Genomic DNA, 16280 nt, shown 5'->3' with positions numbered 1-16280 from the left:
GCCCCGGCGCCCGCCGGGGCCCCCACGGCGGGCACCTACTCCGCCAGGCCGGCGCGCTCCAGCGCCTGCACGCCGGTGCGCAGCGCCAGGACGCGCTCCTCCAGGGTGAACCCGGCCGGGGCCAGCGTGAGGGTGGTGACACCGGCGTCCGCGTAGGCCTGCATCCGGTCCGCGATCCGGGCGGTGTCGCCGAGCAGCGAGGTGGCGTCGATCAGCTCGTGCGGGACGGCCGCGGCGGCGCCGGCGTAGTCCTTGGCGAGGTACTTCTCCTGGATCTCGTCGGCGGCCTGCTCGTAGCCCATCCGGCGGGTCAGCTGGTTGTAGAAGTTCTTGTCCTTGCTCCCCATGCCGCCGATGTAGAGCGCGGCGTAGGAGCGCTGGCTGTCCGCGGCGGCCTTGACGTCCTCGCCGACCGAGATGGTCACGGTCGGGCAGAGGTCGAAGCCGTCCAGGGTCTGCCCGGCCTTGGCGCGGCCGGCCTTCAGCGGCTCCAGGGAGAGCGCGGCGTGCTCGGGGGCGAAGAAGATGCCCAGCCAGCCGTCGGCGATCTCGCCGGTCTGCTCCAGGTTCTTCGGGCCGATGGCGGCGATGTACAGCGGGATGTGCTCGCGGACGGGGTGCACGGTGAGCTTCAGCGGCTTGCCGGGGCCGCCGGGCAGCGGCAGCGTCCAGGTCGCGCCCTCATGGACCAGGCGCTCGCGGGACATCGCCTTGCGGATGATCTCCACGTACTCCCGGGTGCGGGCCAGCGGCTTGTCGAACTTGACGCCGTACCAGCCCTCGGAGACCTGCGGCCCGGAGACGCCCAGCCCGAGGCGGAAGCGGCCGCCGGAGAGGGTGTCCAGGGTGGCGGCCGTCATCGCCGTCATGGCGGGGGTCCGGGCCGGGATCTGGAAGATCGCGGAGCCGACGTCGATCCGCTCGGTCTTCGCGGCGACGTAGCTGAGGACGGTCGCGGCGTCGGAGCCGTAGGCCTCGGCGGCCCAGCAGACCGAGTAGCCCAGGCGGTCGGCCTCCTGGGCGACCGCGATGTTGTCGGCGTCCATGCCGAGTCCCCAGTAGCCGAGGTTGATGCCGAGTCGCATGTGGGTGCCAAGCCTTCCGTAGGGGTCCGCGCGCGGCGCGGCGTCCAGGGGTGGTGGGCGCCGCGCGCACGCCGTCGAGCCTAGCCGCGCCGCGCGGCCCAATGCTACTGACCGGTAGCTGTGGCGCGCGTCACATCGGCGTGTCGTCCGCCCGGCCTGCCGTTCTGCGGGTCTGCGCCCCTGCCCGGGCGGTGGCCGCTACGCTCAGCCGACGTGGGGATGCCTCACCCACCAGCACGTTTACCAGCCAGCGGAGGGCCTGACCGATGGAAAAGCGACACCTCGGCCGTACCGGGCTGCGGGTCTCCAGGCTCGGTCTCGGCACCATGACCTGGGGCCGGGACACCGACGAGCACGAGGCGGCCGAACAGCTCAAGGAGTTCGTCGACGCCGGCGGCACCCTGGTGGACACCGCCGACGTCTACGCGGACGGCGGCGCCGAGTACCTGCTCTCCCGGCTCACCGACAACCTGATCCCCCGCTCCGAACTCGTGATCGCCACCAAGGCCGGCAGCGTGCCCGACTCGGACCGGCGCTTCGACACCTCCCGCGGCCACCTGCTGGCCGCCCTGGACGGCTCGCTGCGCCGGCTCGGCACCGACTACGTCGACCTGTGGCAGGTCCACGCCTTCGACCCGGACACCCCGGCCGACGAGACCCTGCACGCCCTCGACATCGCCGTCAGCTCCGGGCGGGCCCGGTACGTCGGCGTGTCCAACTACAGCGGCTGGCAGCTCGCCAAGGCCGCCGCCCGGCAGGGCGCCGGCCCCGACCGGGTGCCGCTCGCCGGGACGCAGATGGAGTACTCGCTGCTCCAGCGCGGCATCGAGCGCGAGGTGCTGCCCGCCGCGCTGGACGCCGGGGTCGGCCTGCTGGCGTCCTCCCCGCTCGGGCGCGGCGTCCTCACCGGCAAGTACCGGCACGCCGTGCCGCAGGACTCGCGCGCGGCCTCCCCCTACCTCTCCGGCTTCGTCCAGCCCTACCTCGACGACCGCTCCCGCCGGATCGTCGACGCGGTGTCGACCGCCGCCGACGGCCTCGCCAGCAGCCCCCTCGCGGTGGCGCTCGCCTGGGTCCGCGACCGCCCGGGGGTGACGGCGGCACTGGTCGGGGCGCGGACCGTGGTCCAGCTGCGGGCGGCGCTGTCGGTGGAGGCGCTTACGCTTCCGGATGAGATCCGCGGTGCGCTCGACGACATCTCGGCGCCGGTCCACCGCTACCCCGACCACGAGTGGAGCGAGCTCTAGGCCTTCTCCGACGATTCCCGCCGGACGCGCGGACCGTCGGACCCGGCCCGGGCCGGCGCACCGGGCCCGGCCCGGCGGCGCCCGGTGCCCGCCCGCTACCACGACGACGACCGGCCGCGGCCGCCACCCCCGGGGTGGCGGCCGCCCCACTGCCCAGCAGTGGCGTACCCCTTTGGAGCGAATGGTGAGCGACGCAGAGAACAGCGCTCCGGGCGGCCCCGCCGACGGCGGCCGGGCGGACGACAGCCGGGCGGACGGCGCCCCCGCCCAGGACGGGCGGGCCGACGGCGGCAGTCCCCAGGGCGGCCGGGCGGACACCGTCGCCGCGCTCGCGGAGAAGATCCGGGCGATCGGGCAGCAGTCCACCGCCGGCCCCGACCTGCCGCCGGCGGACCGGGGCGCCGACGGCGCCGAGCCCGCCGCGGCCCCCGACGCCTCCGCCCGGCGGACCGCGCAGCCGGACGAGCAGCGGGCCCAGGCCCTGCGCGCCACCGCCGAGGTCCTGACGGCCGGCGGCGCCCCCGCCGACTTCGCCGCCGCCGCCGTGGCCGAACTGGGTGAGGGGGCGGCCGAGCTGCTGCGGGCCGACCCCTGGGCCGTCCTCGCCCTGCCCGGGGTCCGCCCCGAGCAGGCGGACGGCTTCGCGCGCGGCCTGCTCGGCGCCGGGGCCGGCCCGGGCGACGAGCGCCGGGCCCGCGCCCTGGTGCCGTGGCTGCTGGAGCAGGCCGCGCTGCGCGGGGACTCGGCCGTGGAGATCGGCGAGGTCGCCGCCGGCCTGGAGCGCCTCGGCCTGCCGGAGCCCGCCACCGCCCTCCAGGCGGTCGTGGTCGACGGCCTGGTGATGCCGTTCCAGGACGAGCTCACCGGCCCGGAGGCCCGCGCGACGGCCGCCGGCTCCGATGACGACGACGAGCCGCCGACCCGCACCCTGCTGGCCCTGGAGCGGCTCGCCCTGGCCGAGGAGAGCCTCGCCGACGGCCTGGTCCGGGTGATGTCGACCTTCGTCCCGGGGGAGGACGCGGCGGAGGACGCGGAGGAGGGCGCGGGCAGCGAGGACGCAGCGGACGCCGAAGGCAGCGAGGACGCCGAGGACGCGGAGACGGAACCGGCAACGGCGGCGGGCGCCGCGCTGGACGACGGCCCCGGTGCCGAGGCCGGTACCGGGAGTGATGCCGAGGCAGCCGGCGGGAGCACGCCGCCGGCCCCCGGGCCCACCGCCTGGGAGGCGGCCGCCACCGCGGCGCCGTCCTCCTCGGCCACCGCACTGGTCCGGGCCGTCGCCGACAGCGCGCTGGTCGCCCACACCGGCGGCGAGGCCTCCCGGGCCGAAGCGGCCGCGCTGCTGCACGCCGCCCAGGGGCTCGGGCTGCGCGCATGGGCCGCCACCTGGACCGACCAGGGCCGGCAGAGCCTGACCGGGCTGCTCCCCGCGGGCGCCGCCCCCGACGTCGCCACCCTGGCCGACCTGCTCTCCGGCACCGCCGGGCCCGGCCGGTCCGGGGACAGCACCCTCGCGCTCGACCTGCTGATCGTGCTGGACGCGCCGCTGCTGGACGCCGAGCTGGCCGCCACCCTGCTGGAATCGCTGGCCGACGGCACCCGCCTGGTGCTCAGCGGCGACCCCGGCCAGCTCTGGTCGGCCGGTCCCGGCCGGTTCTTCGCCGACCTGCTGGCCGCCAAGGTCTGCCCGGTGGTCGCCTCCCGCACGCCCGACTTCGGGCCGATCGGCGAGCTGGTGTCGTCCGTCGGCATCGGCGAGCTGCAGCCCGTCGACGCGCCGGACAAGGAGGTGGTGATCCTCACCGCCAAGGACGGCGCCGAAGCCGTCCACCGCGCCGTCCAGCTGCTGACCGACTCCATCCCGCGCGCCCTCGGCATCCCCGCCGAGCAGGTCGTCCTGCTGACCCCCGGGCACGGGGGCAGTGCCGGCACCCGGGCGCTGAACGCCGCCGCGAAGGCCCGGCTGAACCCGGGCCCGGGCCGGTTCGGCGGGTTCGACCCGGGCGACCGGGTGGTCCACTCCCCCGCCCCGGGCGTGATCCGCCCCGGCCGGGTGCTGGACGGCGACGCCACCGGCCTGCACCTCGAGCTCTCGGACGGCACCCGCAGCACGGTCGCCCCCGCCGAGGCCGCCAAGCTGCGGCACGGCTGGGCCCTGACCGTGCATCAGGCGGTCGGCCGGCGCTGGCCCGGGGCGGTCGTGGTGCTCCCGGACGACGCCGGTGCCGGGCTGACCAGGCAGTGGGTCTACACCGCCTTCGGGCGGGCCGAGCGGCACCTGTCCGTGGTGCACGCGGCCGGCCCGGCGCTGCCGCAGGCCGTCGCCGAACGGCCGGCCCGGCCCCGCACCACCCGGCTGCGCACGATCCTGGCCGAGAACGCCGAGCCGGCCTACTAGCGGCCCGGGCCCGGCGTACGGGGGCCCGGCGGCCCGGGCCGGGTACCCAGGGCCGGTGGCCCCAACGGCACCGGGCGGTACCGGAGCAGGTGCTCTGGTACCGCCCGGTTTCAGGTCCGCGGGGGCCCGCAGGCCATGGGGCGGGCCGCGTCCGGCACGGCCCGGTCGGGCGGGGTCAGCCCGTGGCTCTCGTCGGCGGCGTCACTCCTCGGACTCCTCGTCGTCGTAGACCTCGCTGACGTCGAAGCGGCAGATCAGCAGCTGCGGGTCGGCGTTCTCGAAGGGCTCGGGCAGCCACTCCCCCGGGTCGGTCGGCTCGGCGGCCGAGACCCAGAGCGTGGAGTCGCCCTCCTCCAGGCCGAACTCCTCGCTCCGGGCGGCGATCTCGTCCGGCTCGAACTCGCCGAACAGGACCCCGATCGCCGCGTTCACGCCGCCCGCGCCCCCGCCTCCCGGCGTGAGCGTGCTGTCCAGGCGCTCGGCCTGGGCGCGCAGCCGCTTCGGATCGGCGATGTGGTAGTCGCGGCGGATCAGCACGCTGATCGCCTCGGGCTGGTCAGGGCCGTTGTAGGCGCCCGGACCCTCGTCCCCGGGGACCTCGAAGGGCGTCACCTCGTCGTAGACCTCGTAGAGGAGCTGGTCGTACACGATGGCCGCCGACGCGAGCTGCTCGTAGGCGGCGAACACGGCGGGATCGTCCCCCGCGGTGGGGCTGGACACCGCTTCCAGATGACGGTCGATGGCGGCCTTGACCGCCTCGGCGGCGGCGCGTACCTCGGCAATGGTTGGCTGCGCGGCATCAGACATGGTGCAGACGCTATCTCCCCCCGGTGCCGTGACGCACAGCGGTTGTCACCTACACCCGCGTTTTCACCGCAACTTCCCCCCTGATGTCCGATCCGTGTGGTTCTGTGACAGGCCTCCACGGCGTCGCCACGCCCCTCCGGAGCCGGGCGCACCCGCATCCCGGCCGCCGGATCTGGGTATCCCGTCAACAGCAGCAGCGGAACTGATGACCTGTCAGTGCGAGGGGCGGCCACCGCGCCCGTAACGGCAGGTGACCGGAGGCGGGCCGGGCCGGAAAAGCCTGGCCCGGTTGTCGGAGGCAGGCCTTAGGCTTGCCTGTAGGCGTCCCCAGGAGGAGAGTCTTGACCCCACCGAAGCTGGTCCGGCAGCCGGAGTACGAGTACCAGTCGCTGCGCATGCCGCGCGGCACCACCCGAAACGCGGCCAGGCAACTGCTCACCGAGCACGCCGAGTACGGGCACTGGGAGTTGGACCGGCTACGGCTGTTCCCCGACGGGAGCCGTACCGTACTGCTGCGCCGGAAGATCATCCGGCAGGTCCGGAGCTGGTGACCGCCCCAAGCCGCTGACCGGCCGGGGCCGGCCACCGTCCGGAGCCGACGGCCGCTCCACGGCGGCGGCGCCGGCCACCCGGCCCCCTGCCCGGACCTCCGCCCGGCGGACCGCCCGCGGGACCGTCCCGTCGGCCGATGTCACCGGCCGCACCGCCCGCCCGCCAGACGCCCGCCCGCATGACCGCGCGCCCAAGGCCGCCGGGGCGGCTTCGGGCGCGCGAGGGGCACAGGAGTCAGCGGACTCCGGCCCGGGCACGGCGGTAGAGGACGCCGCCACCCAGCAGGGCCGCGAGCCCGGCCGCACCGAGCATCTCCACGCCGCCGGCGCCGGTGGACGCCAGCTGCGGAGCGGTGGCCTGGGCCGGGACGACCGCGGCGGCCGGCGCGACGGCCTGGGTCACGGGCGGGGCCTCGGCCGGGCCGCCGGCCCGCGGGGTGCCCGGGGTCTCCGGCGGCGGGGTCGAACCGGCCTCCTCCGGCGGGCACTCCTCCTCGGTGGTGGCCGGCGGGGTGGGCACCGACACGTTGCCGCAGGAGTTCCCGAAGGCCGGGTTGGCGGCCCCCACGACGTTCGCCGAGTTGCCGCAGGCGTTCACCGGGATGCTCACCGGGACGGCCGCGCTGTTGCCCGAGAGCACACCGGGCGAACCGGCCGTCGTGCCCGAGGCGGACGCGCCGCCGCCCGAGATGCCCGAGGCGTCGTGACCGCCGGGCCGCTGGCCGGACTGGTGCGCCGGCTCGGAGTGGGCGGGTGCCGGCTGCGCGGGCGCCGAGTGGGCGGGCGCGGACTGACCGGGGGCGCCGCTCGTCGCGGAACGGCCGGGCTCGGGGGCGTTGTGGGCCTTGGCGGCGTGGCCGTGGGTACCGGCGTCGGCGTTGGCGCACCGGTTGCCGTAGGCCGGGTTGAGCAGGCCGATCACGTCCACGGTGTTGCCGCAGGCGTTGACCGGGACGTCCACCGGGACCTGCACGGTGTTCCCGGATCCCACCCCCGGCGAGTTGACCGCGCCCCCGTGGGCCTCGGCGCTCGCGTAGGCGTAGCCGGCGGTCGAGGCCAGCACACTGCCGGTGGCCACGGCCGTGAGGAGCCCCTTCTTGGCTACATTCCTCATACTTTCCCCTGACGTGTTGAGAAGACGTGTTGAAAGTCGGAATTACCGAATTGCCGACTACACCTTCGGCTGCACACGGGACAACGAGAAGCCGGGCCAAAGGTTGAGCCGAACGGCGTCGCTTCACCCGATCGGGCGATGGCACTCTGGCGGACGAGCTGAATGCGGCATAAAGCGTCCCCCCGGGACAAAGGCGCGCCCCCGGGCGCGGTCGTCCGCGGCCCGGGGGCACCTGGTCCGGCCGACGGCCGGTCCGTCCGACGACCCGTCGGACGAGCTCCCCGCCGGACGACCCGGGGCGCCGGCCGGCCACCTCGGCCGGCACCCCTGGTGTCACGCTCAGATGTTGGCGCAGCTGTTGCCGAACGCCGGGTTGAGCAGGCCGATGACGCTGACGGTGTTGCCGCACACGTTCACGGGCACGTGGACCGGCACCTGGATCAGGTTGCCCGACAGCACGCCCGGCGAACCGGCCGCGACACCCTGGGCGGCGGCTCCACCGTGCGCGGCGGCCATGCCCGCACCGGCGAGGACCAGACCACCGGTGGCGGCGGCGACAGCGGCGAGCTTCTTGACGTTCATCGTTCCTCCTGTTGATGTCACAACCCTTTCAGCGGGTTGCACAGGGATGAACGAGGGCGGGGCCGACGAGGTACGGAGGCGCCTGGCCATTCACCCGCAACGGTGATCACTCGCACGGATGACCGACCCGCAATGCCGCCGGATAATCGTTTCTGTTGATCTCTCCGTGCCCGTACCAAATCATTCGCTAGGACAATGCGCACGGCCCGCCCCCGGGGCTTAGGTTCTAGGGATCGTCGCAACACCCCAGCTCCAGGGGTAGCGATGGATTTTGAGATCCGAGACCGGTCTGTGAACCAGGGGTGCCGGGCGCTGGCGGAGGAACGGCTTGCGTACCTTCAGCTCGTGGAGCAAGGCGCGAGCAACAAGGAAGCGTGTCGGATCGTTGGGATCAACTCCCGGACGGGGCGGCGGTGGCGTAACGGCCGCGCCCCGTCCGGCAGTGACGTGGGAGCACTGCCGATCACGGCTCCGCCGCCCGGAGCGCTGTCCGGTCCTTCCCGCTACCTCCGGGAGGACGAGCGGATCCATATCGCCGACCGGCTGCGCGAGAAGGCGACCGTGCGGGCGATCGCCGCGGAGCTGAGCCGCAGCCCGTCCACGATCAGCCGTGAGATCCGCCGCAACCGCCACCCGGGCAACGGCCAGTACCGACCGCACGCGGCCCAGGCCCGTGCGGACACGCGCCGGCCACGGCCCAAACCCGGCAAGATCGCCCGGAAGCCCGAACTGCGGGACTTCATTCAGCACCGCCTGGACAGGAGGTGGAGTCCGGAGCAGATCTGCCAGGCTCTGCGGGACACCTTTCCCGCACAGCCGGAGATGCATGTGGTCCACGAGACGGTCTACCAGGCCCTCTACGTCCAAGGACGAGGAGAACTGCGCCGTGAGCTGACCGGCGCTCTGCGGACCGGCCGGGTCCGGCGCAAGCCGCACCGGCAGGCCGCCTGCCGCCAGCCCAGGTTCGCCACCCCGATGGTCATGATCAGCGACCGTCCGGCCGAGGCCGAGGACCGGGCGGTTCCCGGCCACTGGGAGGGCGACCTGATCATCGGCAAGGACGGCGCCTCCGCGATCGGCACGCTCGTCGAGCGCACCACCCGCTACGTGATGCTCCTGCACCTGCCGGGCGGCCGCACCGCCGAGCACGTGCGCCACGCCCTCGTCGAGACCGTCCAGACGCTGCCCGCCCACCTGGTGCGCTCGCTGACCTGGGACCAGGGCTCGGAGATGGCCGCCCACGGCGCGTTCACCGTCGCCACCGGCATCCCGGTCTACTTCTGCGACCCGGCCAGCCCCTGGCAACGCGGCTCGAATGAGAACACCAACGGCCTGCTGCGACAGTACTTCCCCAAGGGCACCGACCTCGCGGTCCACGCCCCGGAGCACCTGACTGCCGTCGCCGCCGAACTCAACGGCCGCCCACGCAAAACGCTCGGCTGGGAAACCCCAGCCGAGCGCCTGCATAAACTCCTCGCGGCCTGACCAAACCGACCACGTGTTGCAACGATCGCTAGAAACCGCCGGGTCGGGGACGGGCCGTGCGCGCCGGCTCCCGGCCGGCTTCCGGTCAGCTCAGCAGGCGTCGATGAACCGGTCGAGCACCCGGACGCCGAACTTCAGCCCGTCCACCGGCACCCGCTCGTCCACGCCGTGGAACATCCCGGCGAAGTCCAGGTCCGGCGGCAGCTGCAGCGGCGCGAAGCCGAAGCAGCGGATCCCGAGGTCCTGGAACGACTTCGCGTCGGTGCCGCCGGAGAGGCAGTACGGCACCGCCCGCGCGATCGGGTCCTCCGCCTTCAGCGCCAGCTGCATGGCCTCCACCAGCGCCCCGTCGAAGCCGGTCTCGATCGCCTTGTCCGAGTGCAGGCTCTCGCGCTTCACCCGCGGGCCGAGCACCCGGTCCAGGTCGGCCAGGAACTCCTCCTCGTAGCCGGGCAGGAAGCGCCCGTCCACGTGCGCGGTCGCCTGGCCGGGAATGACGTTGACCTTGTAGCCGGCGCCGAGCATGGTCGGCTGGGCGGTGTTGCGCAGGGTGGTGCCGATCATCTTGGCGATGCCGCCGAGCACCCGGAGCGTCTCGTCCATGTTCTCCGGGTCGAGCTCGACGCCCAGCGCGTCGGAGAGCTCGTCGAGGAAGGCCCGGACGGTCTTGGTGATCCGCAGCGGGAACTTGTGCCGCCCGAGCCGGGCCACCGCCTCGCACAGCTCGGTGATCGCGTTGTCGTCGTTCTCCATCGAACCGTGCCCGGCCCGGCCCTCGACCGTGAGGCGCATCCAGTGCATGCCCTTCTCGGCCGTCTCCACCAGGTACAGCCGGACCTGGTCGTTGACGGTGAAGGAGAAGCCGCCGACCTCGCCGATCGCCTCCGTCACACCCTCGAACAGGCCCGGGTGCTTGTCCACCAGGTAGCGCGCGCCGTAGGTGCCGCCCGCCTCCTCGTCGGCGACGAAGGCCAGCACCAGGTCACGCGGGGGCTTGCGACCCGTCCGGAGCCGGTCGCGGACGACCGCCAGGGTCATCGCGTCCATGTCCTTCATGTCGACCGCGCCGCGCCCCCAGACACACCCGTCGGCGATCTCGCCGGCGAAGGGGTCGTAGGTCCAGTCGGCGGCGTTGGCCGGCACCACGTCGGTGTGGCCGTGGATCAGCAGGCCGGGCCGGGAGCGGTCCTCGCCCTCGATCCGGACGACCGTCGAGGCCCGCCCCTTGGCCGACTCGAAGATCTGCGGCTCCAGCCCGAACTCGGCGAGCTGCTCCGCCACGTACTCGGCCGCCTTGCGCTCCCCGGGCCCGGAGCCGTCGCCGTAGTTGCTGGTGTCGATCCGGATCAGGTCGCGACAGATCTCCGCGACCTCCGACTCGCCCGTCACCTTCGGGCCGGCCACCCGCTCCGCCTTCGAGTCGCTCACGGTCACTCCTCGTCGTCTCTCACCTGCCCGGGAGCGGTCCGCACCACCCCGGAGCCGCGCCCGGGGTCGTACGGGCACGGCTCGCCCATCCTCTCCCAGCACCGGCCCCTCCCCAAGGAGAACCCCCGGATCGCAAGGCCCCGAGCCGGTCCAAACCTCCGGACCGGCCGTTTTTGGGACCGGAACCCGATCTTTGCTACAGTTGTCGAGTCAGCGCGGCACGGAGCAGCGAGGACGAGCGGTACACCCGGTCCGGGTGGCGGAATGGCAGACGCGCTAGCTTGAGGTGCTAGTGCCCTTTATCGGGCGTGGGGGTTCAAGTCCCCCCTCGGACACAGATCGTCTCCCTCGGGGAGATGCAGCGGTGATCAGGTGCGGATCGAGTTCACTCGGTCCGCACCTTTGTTTTCGGCTGTCGGCTGTGAGCCGCGGGCCGTCGAACGGGCGACCGTGGGCCCGGCCGCGAGGTGTACGGCGGCCGGTGTCGGGGCCGGGCCCCGGTGACGGATCGAACCGGCCGGATCGGCCGGGGTCAGGGGGCCGGTACCAGCAGGCAGTTGACGACGGTACCCGCGCCGTCGCCGTCGCCGCCGATCAGGGTGCAGGTGTCACCGGTGGCGCCGCCCGAGGCGGTGACGGCGTCGGGGCCGTCCCCGCCGTCGACCGTCGCACCGGCGGCGTTGGCGGTGCCTCCGGCGGACGTCCCGGCCCCGCCGGTCAGCCTGATGCCGTCCCGGCCGGCGTTGCCCTGGACGGTGCCGGTGTTGGCGGGGCCGCCCCGGGATCCGCCGCCGCCCCGGACGGTGAGCACGTCCGGTCCGGGGCCGCCGGCCACCGTGCCGCTGTTGCCCGCGGCGCCGAGGTCGCCGTCGGACGTCCGGGCGGTGCCGCCGGTGACGGTGACCGTGGCCGTCCCGGTGCCGGAGGCGCCCTTGATCCGGCCGGTGTTCCCCGCCGCCGACCCGCCGGTCGCCTCGATGGTGGTGCTGCCGCTGTCGGACCCGATGACGGTGCCCGTGTTGCCGCCGGCCCCGAGGGCCCGCACCGTGTGCTCGCCGGTGCCGATCATGGTGATGGTGCTGTCGTTGCCGTTGCCGCCGGCCAGGCCCCGCACCGTCACCGAGCCCCGCCCGAGGGTGATCGGCCCGCCGTTGCCGCCGGCCGGCGACCCGTCCGCGCCCGGCCCGCCGTGGGCCAGGGAGCCCCCGACGCCCGGCCCGCCCGTTCCGGGGATGCCGCCGGTGACCCTGAGGGTGATGCTGCCCGGGAGTCTGGTGTTCGCACCGCCCGCCTGGTTGACCGTCCTGCTGTTGCCCGGGGCGGCGTTGCCGCCGTCACCGCCCTCGCCGTCGTACCCGGGACGCCGGTTCGGGCGCCCCGCACCACCGGCGGCGCCGGCGCCCCCGCCCCGGCCGCCGTCGCCGCCGGTGATCGTGACGGTGTCCTGCCCGGCGGCGTGGACCAGCTCGCCCGCGTTGCCGGGGGCGCCGTCGCCACCGTCCCCGCCGTCGCCCCCGTCGCCGCCACCGAGGTGCCAGACGCCGTCCGGGTGGCCGCCGGCTCCGCCCGCTCCCCCGTCGCCGCCGTTCCCGCCGCTGACGGTCACGGTGTTGATGCCGGCCCCGAGCCGGACGGAGCCGGTGGCCGTGATGCCGGCCCCGCCGTCGCCGCCGGGTCTGCCGTCCAGGCCGTCCCCGGCCCCGTCGAAGTCGAAGAAGCCGCCTGCGTCGTCGCCCCCGGGCCCGTCCGCGCCCCGGGCGCCGGGGGCACCGGTGATCACCAGGGTGGTGTCGCTGCGGCCCAGCACCAGGGTGCCGGCGACGCCGCCGCGCACGGTGATGGTGTCCCTGCCCTTGTCCGTGCCGGTCAGCACGGCCCCCTGCGGAATGCCCCGTGCGCAGACGACGGTGTCCCCGTCGGCGCCGACCGTTCGCGAGCACCCGGCCGGGTCGGCGGCCCTCGCCGCGCCCGCCGGGACGCCCAGCATCGCGGCGGCGGCGGACAGCACGGCGGCCAGCCGCAGCCGGCGGCGCGGGCCGCCCCCCGATCCCGTCCACGTCATGCCGCGCCTTCCCCTCCCCGCCGGCCGGCGCCCCCACCCGGGCCCGGATGCCAAGCATGCGAGCGGGGGGAGGCGGGTTCGGCGGGAGGTCCGGCACGACCACTCGAAAGGCTGGTCGTGAGCCCGGAGGCGCATGATTCCGGTGGGCGGGCGCCGGCCCGGCGGCACCCGGGCGGCGGCAGGGGAAGGACGGCGCCGCGGGCTGCGGGCCACCCGGCGTGACGCGGCGCGGGCGGCCGCGCGCGGACGGGGTGCGGGCGCCGTCCGGCCACCGCACCCCGCCCGGCCCGCCAGGTGGTGTCCAGCCGCACTGCCGGCCGTCCTCCTGCCGCCCGGTGGGGACGGTCAGTCGGCCACCCGCAGGACGATCTTGCCCCGGGTGCGTCCCTCGGCGAGCTCGCGGTGCGCCCGGGCCGCCTCCTCCAGCGGGAACACGGCGGCCACCTCCACCGCGAGCCGGCCCCGCTCGACCAGCCCGGCGAGCGTGGTGAGGGCGGTGCCGTCCGGCTCCACCAGGAAGGGCGCGACCCGGACGCCACGGGCCCGCGCCTCCTCGGCCAGGGCCGGCGAGACGCCCGACGGCACGGCCACCAGCAGGCCGCCGGGGCGCAGCACCGAGAGCGAACGGGTGCTGGTGGCGTCGTGCTCGTCGCCGACCAGGTCCACCACCACGTCGATGCCGGAGATCTCCTTCTCGAAGCGGGTGCCGGTGTAGTCGACCACCTCGTCGGCGCCGAGTCCGCGCAGCCAGGCGTGCTTGGCCGCGCCGGCGGTGCCGGTGACGTGGGCGCCCAGGTGCTTGGCGATCTGGACCGCGAAGTGGCCCACCCCGCCGCCGGCGGCGTGCACCAGTACGCGCTGCCCCGCCGTGACCCCGGCCGTGTCGACCAGGATCTGCCAGGCGGTGAGCGCGGCCAGCGGCAGGGCGGCGGCCTCGTCGTGGCCGAGGCCGGCGGGCTTGCGGGCGAACTGGCGGGCGGGGGCGGTCACGTACTCGGCGTACGCGCCGGCCGCCCGCGGGAACCAGGGCATCCCGTAGACCTCGTCGCCGACGGCGAGGGTGTGGACGCCGAAGCCGACCTCCTCGACCACGCCGGAGACGTCCCAGCCGAGGACGAACGGCGGCTCGCCGAGCACCCCGGCCATGCCGCCGCCGGCCCGGGTCTTCAGGTCGACGGGGTTGACCCCGGCGGAGACCACCCGGACCAGGACCTCGGTGGGCAGCGGCACCGGACGCGGCAGGTCGGCGACGGTCAGCACCTCGGGGCCGCCGAAGGCGTGCTGGGTGACGGCGCGCATGGTCGGTGCGTCGGTGGGTCGGATCACGGTGGGGCTCCTTCACTGGCGGCGGCCGGACTCGTCCGCCGGTCTCGCTGTTCCACCGCCGACGCTACGTGGATGACCGTAGTAACCCGCAAGGGCAGCTACTATCCTTTGGGAAGCTATGCACGTCAGAACGGAACGGAGCGATTCCTTGGCCACCAGCTGCGCCACCGGCCACCACGACCGGCACGACGTCTACGCCGCCCTCTGCCCTTGCCGCGACATCCTCGCCCTGCTCGCCAACAAGTGGAGCGCCCTGACCATCGGCGCCCTGGAGAGCGGGCCGTTGCGGTTCGGCGAACTCCAGCGGCTGCTGGAGGGGGTGAGTCCCAAGGTACTCACCCAGACCCTGCGCCGGCTGGAGGACTCCGCCCTGCTGACCCGCACCATCTACCCGGCGGTGCCGTTGCACGTCGAGTACGCCCTCACCGATCTCGGCCGCAGCGCCGCCGAGCCGCTGGCCGGCATCCGGGCCTGGGCCGAGCAGAACATCGACCGCTTCCCGGCCTGAGACCGCCCCGGGCCGGAGGTCCGGGGCGGTCACCGGCGCCGGCCGGCGGTACCGCCGGCGGTGGCCGCTCAGGCGACCCAGGTGCTGGTGACCCCGATCACCCGGGTGCCGTCCGGGTCGGCCAGCTTCCCGGCGATGAAGGCGCGGGCCGCGTCGGAGGTCTGCACCCGCGGGGCGGGCCGCTCGGCCGTGAGCACCCCGACGACCGACGCCGCGGCGTCGGCGGCGGACTGGGCGTTGGCGAAGGCGCCGGCCGTCCGGGCCAGGTAGGCCTCCAGTGCCGGGGTGTACGGGCCCATCCGCTCCAGCAGCCCGGAGCGGTCGTCCGGCACGCCGACGTTGGCCACGAACTCGCTCGCCACGGCGGCCGGCTCCACCACCGTGACGCTCACCCCGACCGTGGCCGCCACCGGGGTCAGCGACTCCAGGTAGCCCTCCACCGCGAACTTGGCGGCACAGTACGCCTCGTTGAACGGCTGTCCGACGACGCCTCCGACACTGGTGACGGCGATCAGCCGCCCGCCGGTCGCGCGCAGGTGCGGCAGCGCCGCGGCGGTCACGTTCAGCACCCCGAAGAAGTTGACCTCCATCACCCGACGGGCGGCCTCGACGCCGTCCACCTCCAGCGTGCCGACATGCCCCGCACCGGCATTGTTGATCACCGCGTGCAGGGCGCCGTGCTCGGCCACCACCGCGGCCACGCAGGCGGCCGCCGCGTCGGGGTCGGTCACGTCCAGCCGCCGGACCTCGACCAGGCCGGCCACTCCGGCCGCCTCGGCGGCGGCGCGCAGGGCGCCCGCCTTGGTGGTGTCACGCATCGTCGCGACCGTGCGCCAGCCGGCCCTGGCCGCGGCGACAGCCGTCTCCAGGCCGATGCCGGAGGACGTGCCGGTGATCAGAACGGTGCTGGTGGTCATGGGAATCCGCCTTCGAAGGAGTGACACGCGCGGCGCGGGGGCAGCGGCGCGGGAGGGAGCCGGCCCGGGGCCGGTGGACCGGGCCACGGCGCATCATTCCGGTTGGAGTGCGCTCCAAGGCAAGCCACGCCCGGAACCCTCCGGCCGGTGACCCGCCCGGCGCCCGGCCGACGGGGGGCGGGCAGGTCCGGGGACGGGCGGACGGACGGGTCGGCTTCGGACGGACGGACGGGCGGGTCGGCTTCGGACGGGCGGGTCGGCTTCGGACGGGCGGGTCGGCTTCGGGCGGACGGGTCGGCTTCGGGCGGACGGACCGACCAGGGCGGACGGACCGACGGGCCGAGCGGCGGCCTTCCCGGCCCTCCCGGGGCCGTACCGCCCGCTCAGGCCGAGTCGGCGGAGGTGTCGATCGAGGTGACGGCAGGCTGCCCCAGCAGGGCGGCGTCGCCCTGGAAGCCGGCCTCGGCCAGGGCCCGGGAGGCCATGGCGAGGGCCTGCCGCTCGGCGCCGCGGCTGTCCTCGGCGGTCACCTCCAGCCGGAGGGTGAAGGTGGGCCCCCCGTCGTTCAGGGTGAGCATGTCGAGGTCCTGGGGGTCCGAACCGACCTCCTGCGGGTCGGCCCCCCGCAGCGCGCCGAGCAGCTGCGCTTTCGCGGCCTGGGTGAGCTCCTGCTTGAAGGTGCCGGGCAACGAGATGACGAAGTTGGTCATGGCTGCGGCCTTACGTCGGGCGGCCCTCGCCTTCGGCGGCGGGACGCGGTGGCGGACAGG

The 16280-nt window shown here is 75.0% G+C and carries 14 protein-coding genes and 1 tRNA gene; 6 read left to right on the top strand and 9 right to left on the bottom strand.

The window, feature by feature from the left end:
- Nucleotides 1–35: 35 nt before the first annotated feature.
- Nucleotides 36–1085 (bottom strand): LLM class F420-dependent oxidoreductase, encoded by a 1050-nt coding sequence (locus tag IE329_RS20320; protein WP_190212366.1) that lies wholly within the window; start codon nucleotides 1083–1085, stop codon nucleotides 36–38.
- A 266-nt stretch (nucleotides 1086–1351) separates the two neighbouring features.
- Between IE329_RS20320 and IE329_RS20315 the strand changes: the two genes are divergently transcribed.
- Nucleotides 1352–2332, top strand: coding sequence for an aldo/keto reductase (locus IE329_RS20315; RefSeq protein ID WP_190212365.1), 981 nt, complete (start codon nucleotides 1352–1354; stop codon nucleotides 2330–2332).
- A 181-nt stretch (nucleotides 2333–2513) separates the two neighbouring features.
- Nucleotides 2514–4730, top strand: coding sequence for an ATP-binding domain-containing protein (locus tag IE329_RS20310; protein WP_190212364.1), 2217 nt, complete (start codon nucleotides 2514–2516; stop codon nucleotides 4728–4730).
- Between the two features lie 201 nt (nucleotides 4731–4931).
- On the opposite strand, the gene IE329_RS20305 is transcribed toward IE329_RS20310, so the two are convergent.
- On the bottom strand, nucleotides 4932–5537 hold the full coding sequence (locus IE329_RS20305; protein ID WP_073921613.1) for a hypothetical protein: 606 nt from the start codon (nucleotides 5535–5537) through the stop codon (nucleotides 4932–4934).
- Nucleotides 5538–5878: 341 nt separating this feature from the next.
- Here IE329_RS20305 and IE329_RS20300 point away from each other — a divergent pair, with 341 nt between their 5' ends.
- Nucleotides 5879–6088, top strand: a complete 210-nt coding sequence (locus IE329_RS20300) for a DUF5703 family protein (protein ID WP_073921614.1) — start codon at nucleotides 5879–5881, stop codon at nucleotides 6086–6088.
- A 235-nt stretch (nucleotides 6089–6323) separates the two neighbouring features.
- Here IE329_RS20300 and IE329_RS41865 read toward each other — a convergent pair whose 3' ends face one another.
- Nucleotides 6324–7202, bottom strand: coding sequence for a chaplin (locus tag IE329_RS41865; RefSeq protein WP_190212363.1), 879 nt, complete (start codon nucleotides 7200–7202; stop codon nucleotides 6324–6326).
- Between the two features lie 339 nt (nucleotides 7203–7541).
- Nucleotides 7542–7784, bottom strand: coding sequence for a chaplin (locus tag IE329_RS20290; RefSeq protein WP_190212362.1), 243 nt, complete (start codon nucleotides 7782–7784; stop codon nucleotides 7542–7544).
- Nucleotides 7785–8048: 264 nt separating this feature from the next.
- Between IE329_RS20290 and IE329_RS20285 the strand changes: the two genes are divergently transcribed.
- Nucleotides 8049–9269: an IS30 family transposase gene (locus tag IE329_RS20285; RefSeq protein WP_190212361.1), complete on the top strand. Its 1221-nt coding sequence runs from the start codon at nucleotides 8049–8051 to the stop codon at nucleotides 9267–9269.
- Nucleotides 9270–9359: 90 nt separating this feature from the next.
- Here the strand turns inward: IE329_RS20285 and IE329_RS20280 are convergent, their stop codons facing one another.
- Nucleotides 9360–10697 (bottom strand): M20/M25/M40 family metallo-hydrolase, encoded by a 1338-nt coding sequence (locus tag IE329_RS20280; protein WP_073921617.1) that lies wholly within the window; start codon nucleotides 10695–10697, stop codon nucleotides 9360–9362.
- Between the two features lie 250 nt (nucleotides 10698–10947).
- On the opposite strand from IE329_RS20280, the gene IE329_RS20275 reads away from it, so the two are divergent.
- Nucleotides 10948–11032 (top strand) — tRNA-Leu (locus tag IE329_RS20275).
- Nucleotides 11033–11229: 197 nt separating this feature from the next.
- Here IE329_RS20275 and IE329_RS41555 read toward each other — a convergent pair.
- Complete coding sequence (locus IE329_RS41555) at nucleotides 11230–12759, bottom strand: hypothetical protein (protein ID WP_190212360.1); 1530 nt, start codon at nucleotides 12757–12759, stop codon at nucleotides 11230–11232.
- Between the two features lie 345 nt (nucleotides 12760–13104).
- Nucleotides 13105–14058 (bottom strand): NADP-dependent oxidoreductase, encoded by a 954-nt coding sequence (locus tag IE329_RS20265; protein ID WP_190212437.1) that lies wholly within the window; start codon nucleotides 14056–14058, stop codon nucleotides 13105–13107.
- A gap of 175 nt (nucleotides 14059–14233) precedes the next feature.
- On the opposite strand from IE329_RS20265, the gene IE329_RS20260 reads away from it, so the two are divergent.
- A complete protein-coding gene (locus tag IE329_RS20260; RefSeq protein WP_190212359.1) occupies nucleotides 14234–14593 on the top strand; it encodes a winged helix-turn-helix transcriptional regulator in 360 nt (119 codons plus the stop codon).
- 68 nt (nucleotides 14594–14661) lie between these two features.
- Here IE329_RS20260 and IE329_RS20255 read toward each other — a convergent pair whose 3' ends face one another.
- Both IE329_RS20255 and IE329_RS20250 read right to left on the bottom strand, forming a co-directional pair.
- A complete protein-coding gene (locus IE329_RS20255; RefSeq protein ID WP_190212358.1) occupies nucleotides 14662–15510 on the bottom strand; it encodes an SDR family NAD(P)-dependent oxidoreductase in 849 nt (282 codons plus the stop codon).
- A gap of 383 nt (nucleotides 15511–15893) precedes the next feature.
- The gene (locus IE329_RS20250; RefSeq protein WP_190212357.1) at nucleotides 15894–16220 is read right to left on the bottom strand and encodes a hypothetical protein; all 327 of its coding nucleotides are present in this window, start codon (nucleotides 16218–16220) and stop codon (nucleotides 15894–15896) included.
- Nucleotides 16221–16280 lie beyond the last annotated feature (60 nt).

Origin of the sequence: Kitasatospora indigofera, from assembly GCF_014655955.1 — a bacterium.
GTDB lineage: Bacteria > Actinomycetota > Actinomycetes > Streptomycetales > Streptomycetaceae > Kitasatospora > Kitasatospora indigofera.
Note: the sequence above shows the minus strand (reverse complement) of the source record. Positions and strands in the feature narration are given on the sequence as shown.